The sequence below is a fragment of the Heyndrickxia sp. FW510-T9 genome (genome assembly GCF_058781025.1).
Genome location: NZ_JBYSWK010000087.1, coordinates 1 through 7697, shown reverse-complemented (window position 1 = coordinate 7697; position 7697 = coordinate 1). Strand labels below are relative to the sequence as shown.

General features: G+C 35.8%; 8 protein-coding genes. All 8 read left to right on the top strand.

Annotation, left to right across the window (positions count from 1 at the left end; translation table 11 throughout):
- Positions 1–302 precede the first annotated feature (302 nt).
- The 8 genes from AC3WJF_RS22615 (at position 303) to spoIIID (ending at position 7434) form a co-directional block, all read left to right on the top strand.
- Positions 303–1037 (top strand): YwmB family TATA-box binding protein, encoded by a 735-nt coding sequence (locus tag AC3WJF_RS22615; protein WP_492456285.1) that lies wholly within the window; start codon positions 303–305, stop codon positions 1035–1037.
- Between the two features lie 32 nt (positions 1038–1069).
- A complete protein-coding gene (murA, locus tag AC3WJF_RS22610; RefSeq protein WP_492456283.1) occupies positions 1070–2380 on the top strand; it encodes a UDP-N-acetylglucosamine 1-carboxyvinyltransferase in 1311 nt (436 codons plus the stop codon).
- 221 nt (positions 2381–2601) lie between these two features.
- Positions 2602–3180: a LemA family protein gene (locus AC3WJF_RS22605; RefSeq protein WP_492456281.1), complete on the top strand. Its 579-nt coding sequence runs from the start codon at positions 2602–2604 to the stop codon at positions 3178–3180.
- On the top strand, positions 3177–3920 hold the full coding sequence (locus tag AC3WJF_RS22600; protein ID WP_492456279.1) for a TPM domain-containing protein: 744 nt from the start codon (positions 3177–3179) through the stop codon (positions 3918–3920). Before AC3WJF_RS22605 ends, AC3WJF_RS22600 begins: the two co-directional genes overlap by 4 nt.
- A 128-nt stretch (positions 3921–4048) precedes the next feature.
- Positions 4049–5056, top strand: coding sequence for a stage II sporulation protein D (gene spoIID, locus AC3WJF_RS22595; protein ID WP_492456277.1), 1008 nt, complete (start codon positions 4049–4051; stop codon positions 5054–5056).
- A gap of 159 nt (positions 5057–5215) precedes the next feature.
- The gene (spoIIQ, locus tag AC3WJF_RS22590) at positions 5216–6073 is read left to right on the top strand and encodes a stage II sporulation protein SpoIIQ (protein ID WP_492456275.1); all 858 of its coding nucleotides are present in this window, start codon (positions 5216–5218) and stop codon (positions 6071–6073) included.
- A gap of 111 nt (positions 6074–6184) precedes the next feature.
- Positions 6185–6787 carry a pyroglutamyl-peptidase I gene (locus tag AC3WJF_RS22585; protein ID WP_492456273.1) on the top strand — a complete coding sequence of 201 codons (603 nt, stop codon included), beginning with the start codon at positions 6185–6187 and terminating at the stop codon, positions 6785–6787.
- Between the two features lie 383 nt (positions 6788–7170).
- Positions 7171–7434 carry a sporulation transcriptional regulator SpoIIID gene (gene spoIIID, locus AC3WJF_RS22580; RefSeq protein ID WP_055741870.1) on the top strand — a complete coding sequence of 88 codons (264 nt, stop codon included), beginning with the start codon at positions 7171–7173 and terminating at the stop codon, positions 7432–7434.
- Positions 7435–7697 lie beyond the last annotated feature (263 nt).

The following is a 7697-nucleotide window of genomic DNA, read 5'->3' as shown; positions in this document are numbered from 1 at the left end:
GGATATTAATATGTCTGTCATCTACAAAAAACAATTTTATTTAAGAAAAAAACCATTAATGTCATCAAATTGTAAAAAATAAGACTTCTTACATGTTTTCAAATTAAGTAAAATTCATTATGATGTAATATGAATTTAAATTTTGTGTAAAATTTTTGTAACATTTCAGGCGGGTTATCCGTCTAATTCTTTGTGGTAATTGAAACATAATTTAATCAAAACAACTGTCAAAAGATGACGACTTTTCCCAAGTATGTGTTGGCCCTTTCTGGTAAACACTTTTACTAAGGGAGAGGATACTTTTGAAACAGAAAATGATTCTTTTAATGTTTGTCTTTATTACTTGTTTTATGTTCGCAAATTTTGGGAATAAAACCAATGCTACATCCTATACCATCGATTTAAACAAAATAGCTAAAATAGTGATGGAGCAAAATGGAAATATTGATGAATGGTCTTTATATGCAAGAGAATCCATTGAAATTCATTCAATGAATGATTGGGATAAGAAAGAAAGATCCCTAAAAAAGCAATTTCCGTATATGGAATGGATTATTGATCGTAAATCAGGAATTGCAACTGGTGTTGCAAAACATAATGATTTTGTCGAAACAATAAAATTAATGTCGACCCCTATAAAAAAATCCACTATATCGTATTTACTTTATGAGATAAAAGGACATAGCTGGAATACATCTTTTGCGGAAAAAATCGATCAAATCCTACCGAATAAAATGGAAGTTCTTTACAGGGAAAAACCAACAATTTTCTCTTGTATCAAAGGCGAATTCAATGATAAAATTGAAAATGTTTTATTGACTGAAAAAGATCAATTATTAAGCGGATTTCAAGCAAAAGAAACAGAGGCTTTAAAGGAAAAGGACTTTTACTCAGTTTCAGCGTTTTCGCCTTTATTTTCAGAATCCATTCCCACAAAAACGAACAAAATGAACTTGCAAATTGGACTGAGAAAAAATGGATTGGGCGCTAAAACGACCTTCGTTATTGGCACACCTATCATAACGATTGAATATTAATATAGAGAAAATGGACGCGGAGGGGAATACTCTTGGAAAAAATCATCGTCCGCGGCGGAAAAAGGTTAAATGGTACGGTTCAAGTAGAAGGTGCAAAAAATGCCGTATTGCCTGTTATCGCTGCATCATTGTTAGCTAGTGAAGGAAAAAGTGTTATTCGTGATGTACCAACACTCTCCGATGTGTATACAATTAGTGAAGTGTTACGCCATTTAAATGCTGATGTAACCTTTCAAAATAATGAAATCACTGTAGATGCATCAAGAGAGTTATTAATTGAAGCTCCATTTGAATATGTACGTAAAATGCGTGCTTCTGTAGTTGTAATGGGACCTTTATTAGCCCGTATGGGTAAAGCCCGTGTCGCACTCCCTGGAGGATGTGCAATTGGTTCACGCCCTATCGATTTGCATCTTAAAGGTTTTGAAGCAATGGGAGCAAAAATAAAAGTAGGGAATGGATTTATTGAAGCAGAAGCTGAAGGACGCTTAAAGGGTTCAAAAATCTATTTAGATTTCCCAAGTGTTGGCGCAACGCAAAATATTATGATGGCTGCAACATTGGCTGAAGGCCAAACAGTCATTGAAAACTGTGCAAAAGAACCGGAAATAGTGGATCTTGCCAACTTCTTAAACAAAATGGGTGCTATCGTTAAAGGTGCAGGAACTGGAACAATTCGAATTGAAGGTGTAGAAAGTTTATTTGCAACAGAGCATTCCATTATTCCAGATCGTATAGAAGCTGGAACATTCATGATTGCAGCTGCTATTACAGGCGGAGATGTTCTTGTAAAAGGAGCAGTTCCAGAACATCTTACATCTTTAGTTGCGAAGCTTGAAGAGATGGGAGTACTTATTATTGAAGAGTCTCAAGGCCTTAGAGTCATCGGTCCAGAGAAACTAAAGGCTGTTGACATTAAAACAATGCCACATCCCGGCTTTCCAACTGATATGCAATCGCAAATGATGGCACTACTTGTTTGTGCAGAAGGTTCTGGTGTTATAACCGAAACAGTATTTGAGAATCGCTTTATGCATGTGGAAGAATTCCGCAGAATGAATTCAGATATTAAGATTGAAGGTAGATCTGTTATTGTAAATGGCCCAAGTGACCTTCAAGGGGCTGAAGTAGCTGCAACAGATTTAAGAGCTGCGGCGGCATTAATTATTGCTGGCTTAAGAGCAGATGGTTATACACGTGTTTCGGAATTAAAGCATTTAGATCGCGGATATGTTAATTTCCATCATAAATTGGCTGGCCTCGGAGCAGATATTGAAAGAATAAATGATGAAGTGGAAATACTGACAAATATTAACGAATATGTATCAGATGTAAATGTATGATAAAAAATCAGCTTCCCGATAGGCGCTGAAGTATTGATAAGAAAAGAAGAAAACCCGTACAATTTGTAGGGTTTTTTTTCTTTCAATAAGACAACAGGCTAAGTATAATAAATAATAATTATCTTTTCTAACGCAAGCAGTTAGATGTTCGATCTTTTGGAGATTGAAAAATTTATCGATAGATAACCTGCATGCGTATTTTGTTAAGGGAGTGAATCTAGTTGAAAAAAGGATATTTAGTTTTAATTGGTATAGTTGTAGTCATTGCAATAATTGTCATGGGGTTTGCCTCAAGCTATAACGGCTTCGTTTCGGCGAATGAGAATGTGAAACAAAAGTATTCAGACATTGAGACACAACTTCAACGAAGAGTGGATTTAATACCGAACCTAGTGAATACAGTTAAGGGTTATGCAGCTCATGAAAAAGATGTTCTGGATGATATATCTAAAGCACGTGCAAGTCTAGCAGGTGCCGGAACACCTGCTGCTCAAGCAAATGCTAATGATCAGTTATCAAATGCATTAAACCGTTTGCTAGTTGTTGTAGAAAATTATCCAGATTTAAAAGCAAACCAAAATTTTCAACAGTTAATGGATGAATTGGCTGGGACAGAAAATCGTATTGCCGTTGCAAGAAGAGATTATAATGATGAAGTTGCAACTTTTAATAAAAAGGTAAATAAATTTCCAGGTGCGATGATTGCACGCATGTTTGGTTTCCATGAGAAAGAATATTTTAAAGCAAAGGCTGGCGCAGAAGAAGTACCAAATGTTGATTTTGGCGGTAGTGAGAAATGATAAGAAAACTCCTTCTATTCACCGTGGTGGCTGTTTCTCTAATCTTGAATTCGATTGGGGCAAAAGCTGACACACAAATTCCAAAGCCAGAAGGAGATATATATGTTCAGGATTTTGCCCATGTACTATCAAATGATGAAAAGAATGAACTCATTCAACTAGGAAAAAACTTAGACCAAAAAACAAAAGCACAAATAGCAGTATTAACTGTTCCAACCCTGGATGGAGAGAATTTAGAGGAATACGCTGTAAATGCTTTTAGATCTTTTCGGCTTGGTGACAAAAAATTAAATAATGGGGTCCTATTATTACTTGTTCCAAAAGAAAAAAAAATACGCATAGAAGTAGGTTATGGTTTGGAAGGTGCGCTTCCTGACGGAAAAGTCGGCCGAATATTGGACCAGTATGCGATTCCCTATATAAAAAATAATCAAGCAGATAAGGCAGTAGTTAATACGTATAAAAAACTATTCAATGAAGTATCGAACGAATATCATCTCGATGACACATCGAACCCAAAATCTTATCAAAAGAACGTAAACTTCTCTTCTTGGAAGACATTGTTGATAGGAATAGGGGTTATTATATTAATCATTATTGACATGAAGTTCTTTGGAGGAACTTTTACCTACATCCTTTTAAATATTATTGCCGCCTTTATGAGAGGTGGCGGTGGAAGTGGAGGAAGTAAAGGTGGCGGCGGATCCTCTGGAGGAGGTGGAGCAAGTAGACGCTGGTAATGGTTCTTAATCTATTAATGACGATTACAAAATTTTTTTAATAGATACAATCATAAAAACATCCTGGTAGCCATAATTATGAAAGAGATGGTAATCACCATCTTGAATAAATAATGGAGGCATCAAGCATGAAGCAAATAAAACCAGTCCTACTAATTATTTCCCTATTGATTGTCGTTTCCTTTCTTGTACCAACCCTACTAGTCCTACCTTTTTCTTCTGAAAAAGTAAGTGGTAAGCTTGATGACAAAATTCAAAAACCAAAGGCTAAGGAACCAGCAGTTGAGGTAGCAGTATTTCGGACGAAAACGAACGAAATTGAAAGGCCAGATCTTGAAGATTATGTTGTTGGTGTAGTTGCTTCTGAAATGCCCGCAACATTTGAGAAAGAAGCATTAAAGGCACAAGCATTAACGGCCCGAACCTTTATCGTAAAGAAATTAGTATACGGTGGAAATGACAGCCTTCCTAAAGGCGCTGATGTAGAAGACACACAAAACTTTCAGGTTTATCAAAACATGGATGAGTTAAAAAAAGAGTGGGGATCTGAATACAATAAAAAAATAAATAACATCAGGGAAGCCGTCGAAGCAACCGCCGGTCAAATTATAACTTATCATGGAAGTCCTATTACAGCGGCATTCTTTTCTACTAGTAATGGCTATACCGAAAACTCCGAAGATTATTGGGATAAACCAGTTCCATACTTGAAAAGTGTAAAAAGTCCATGGGATATAACATCTCCTAAATTCAGCTTTAAAGAGGAAATCCCTGTTTCTGAATTCGAAAATAAACTTGGTGTAAACATCACGAATTCAACCAACATTGGAACAGTCATAACTCGTACACATGGGAATCGTGTTGGAACTGTTATCATTGATGGTAAACAGTTTACAGGCAGGCAAATTAGAGAGAAGCTTGACCTACGTTCATCGGATTTTAGCTGGGTCCGTAAAGGGGACGAAGTTATTGTATCTACAAAAGGCTATGGGCACGGAATTGGTATGAGTCAATTTGGGGCAAACGGAATGGCAAAGGAAGGAAAAACCTATCAAGACATTGTCAAATACTATTACAAAGGTGTTCAAATTACGAGTACGAGTCCATTTGTAAATAAAGCAACCGCTAAGAAATAAGCTTCTTTTTAAAGGAAGCTTATTTTTTCGAAAAAAATTATAATAAAAAGAATACATATTATCGAATTAATTGCCAAATAATAAGAATTTAAAAATTTTTTCAAAATAGATGTATATATTTCCTTGTATCTGTTCAAAATGGATGCAGAGGTGATGAAAATGAGAGAGGAAGAAAAGAAATTATCTTCTCAAAAAAGACGCGGAAAAAGAATTTTAAAAAAACGTTGGGTATACCCAGCAATTTATCTAGTTTGTGCTGCATTACTCATTTCAGGAATTTTTTGGTACCAGTCTAGAGGCAATGAATCTGCAAAAAATAACTTCAGCTATCGTGGGGATGACTTAATAGGAAAGAAAGATTATAAAAACCCTGCCTCTGTCGTTAGTAAAACACTAGAAAATTTCAAATGGCCAGTAAAGGATGCAATGTCAGCGAAAATTGTAAAGGACTTCTACGATTCAAAAGCTTCAAAGGAAAAACAGGAAGCAGCTCTCTTAGTATATAACGGAAACCAATACCAGCCTAACCGCGGGATTGAAATTGCGATGAAGGATGGGAAAGAATTTGACGTTGTTGCAGCCATGAGCGGTACTGTTACAAAGGTAAATGAGAATGATCCTTTACTAGGTAACGTTATTGAAATTGAGCATGAAAAAGGCGTTGTAACAGTATATCAATCGGTTCAAGACATTCAAGTTAAGGTTGGAGATATTGTTGAGCAAGGGAAAGTTATTGCGAAAGCAGGAGAAAGCCAGTTAAATGAAAAAGCTGGAACACATGTCCATTTTGAAATTCGCAAGGATAATGTCTATTTAAATCCTAACTCCTACTTTAATAAGTCACTATCTGCTCTTGATAATGTGAATACAGAAAGTAAGTCATCTCCTAATGATCAAATCAATAGTGATGATCAGTCTAGCAATACCAAGGATGATAATACTAATCAGAGCAACGATGGAAGCGACAGTTCCAATGAAAATAGTAATTCTCAAAATACCGATGATAGTCAAGGATAAACAAATTTTATAAGTTTAGAGAGTGGGATGTCACAAAGTTCCACTCTTTTTATTTTCCCTTTATTATATTAATATTAGTAATAATGCAAAAATATTAGGGGGAGTAATTTCATGAAGAAACTATTGCTAACTGGATTTGAACCATTTCTTGGATTTCCGATCAATCCTACAGAAATGATAGTAAAAGCGTTGGATAAAAAATGTATTGGTCAATATGAAATAGAAAGCCTCCTTCTTCCGGTAGACTTTTTAGAAAGTGCAAAGATTCTTCTTGAACGGTTAAAGATGATCGATCCTGATGCTGTATTGTCATTAGGACTTGCAGCAGGAAGGAGCGCAATTACACCAGAAAGGGTAGCGATTAACTGCCAAGATGGAGAGCCTGATAACAACGGTGTAGTAAGAGAGGATGCCATCATTTGCGAAGATGGGCCAGATGCCTACTTTTCCATGCTTCCAATAAGAAAAATTGTGCAAACCTTGAATCAAAAAGGATATCCAGCAAGCATCTCTAATACAGCAGGAACGTATCTATGCAATAATATTATGTACTCGCTGTTACATGAATTAAAACAAACAGGAAGAACTATTCCAGCCGGTTTTATTCATATACCAGCCTCACATGAACTTGTAACACAAGGTAAAAAAATAATGTCTAGCTGGTCTCAAAGCGACTTAGAGCAAGCAATTTCCATTATTATTGAGACCGTTTAAAACAAGGAGAAGACACTATCTCCTTTTTTTAACGAAATAATAAATGAATTTTCGGAAAAATAAACTATACACCTTGTCCTTATTATGGTTTTTGTGCATATATTTTTACCCAAGCTAATACAATGTTACAAACCTGACAAAAACAAAGAGAGTGTTTGAGGTGAGAGGGGCGTTAAGTTTATTTATATATAGTTATGGACCTGAATAATATCTAGATAAAGAGAGCTAATGATTTTGCTCTCTACCGCATAATAGTGAAAGAAAAGCAGCCTAATGGTGATGCAGCGATTTTTTTGTATATGCGAAGATACAGCATACTCCGTGGAAGACAAAGCAAGTCTCATTTCACACTTCTCTCATCCAATTTGGGGAGGGCGAGCGGTGTGCACGATTACATCAAAGAGAGAACTATCAAGATTGGAAAGTATATCGTGGAGACGAGAAAAACAGTTCGTGTGATAGCGAAGGAGTTTGGCGTGTCCAAAAGTACTGTCCACAAAGATTTAACAGAAAGATTGCCAGAAATTAATCCTGAGCTTGCAAATGAAGTGAAAGAAATATTAGATTATCATAAATCTATTCGGCATCTTCGTGGTGGAGAAGCAACGAAGCAAAAGTATAAAAAAGAAGAATTTCAGAATAACTAAAGGTTCTTTTCATAAACTTCTTACTTTTGTTATTGAATATCTTATAAACTTCTGTAGACCGGATTTAAAAATGGATACCCCGAGATCAAACTTTAATAGGATTATTACCATAATACGAAAGCAGCAATTAATACAAGAAAATAAAATAACTAATGATAAAAAGAAGCAAAGATTGCTTCTTTTTTATTTGGTGTGCCGGGCATGTCCGTCAACTAGGTGATGAAAGTTCACTGTGGACGTTGGGATATGCGAACCACTAGCCA

Bases quoted from the DNA above. Each gene is read 5' to 3' on its own strand.
- AC3WJF_RS22600 (WP_492456279.1), top strand. From the start codon at position 3,177: ATGATAAGAAAACTCCTTCTATTCACCGTGGTGGCTGTTTCTCTAATC.
- spoIID (WP_492456277.1), top strand. From the start codon at position 4,049: ATGAAGCAAATAAAACCAGTCCTACTAATTATTTCCCTATTGATTGTC.
- spoIIQ (WP_492456275.1), top strand. From the start codon at position 5,216: ATGAGAGAGGAAGAAAAGAAATTATCTTCTCAAAAAAGACGCGGAAAA.
- AC3WJF_RS22585 (WP_492456273.1), top strand. From the start codon at position 6,185: ATGAAGAAACTATTGCTAACTGGATTTGAACCATTTCTTGGATTTCCG.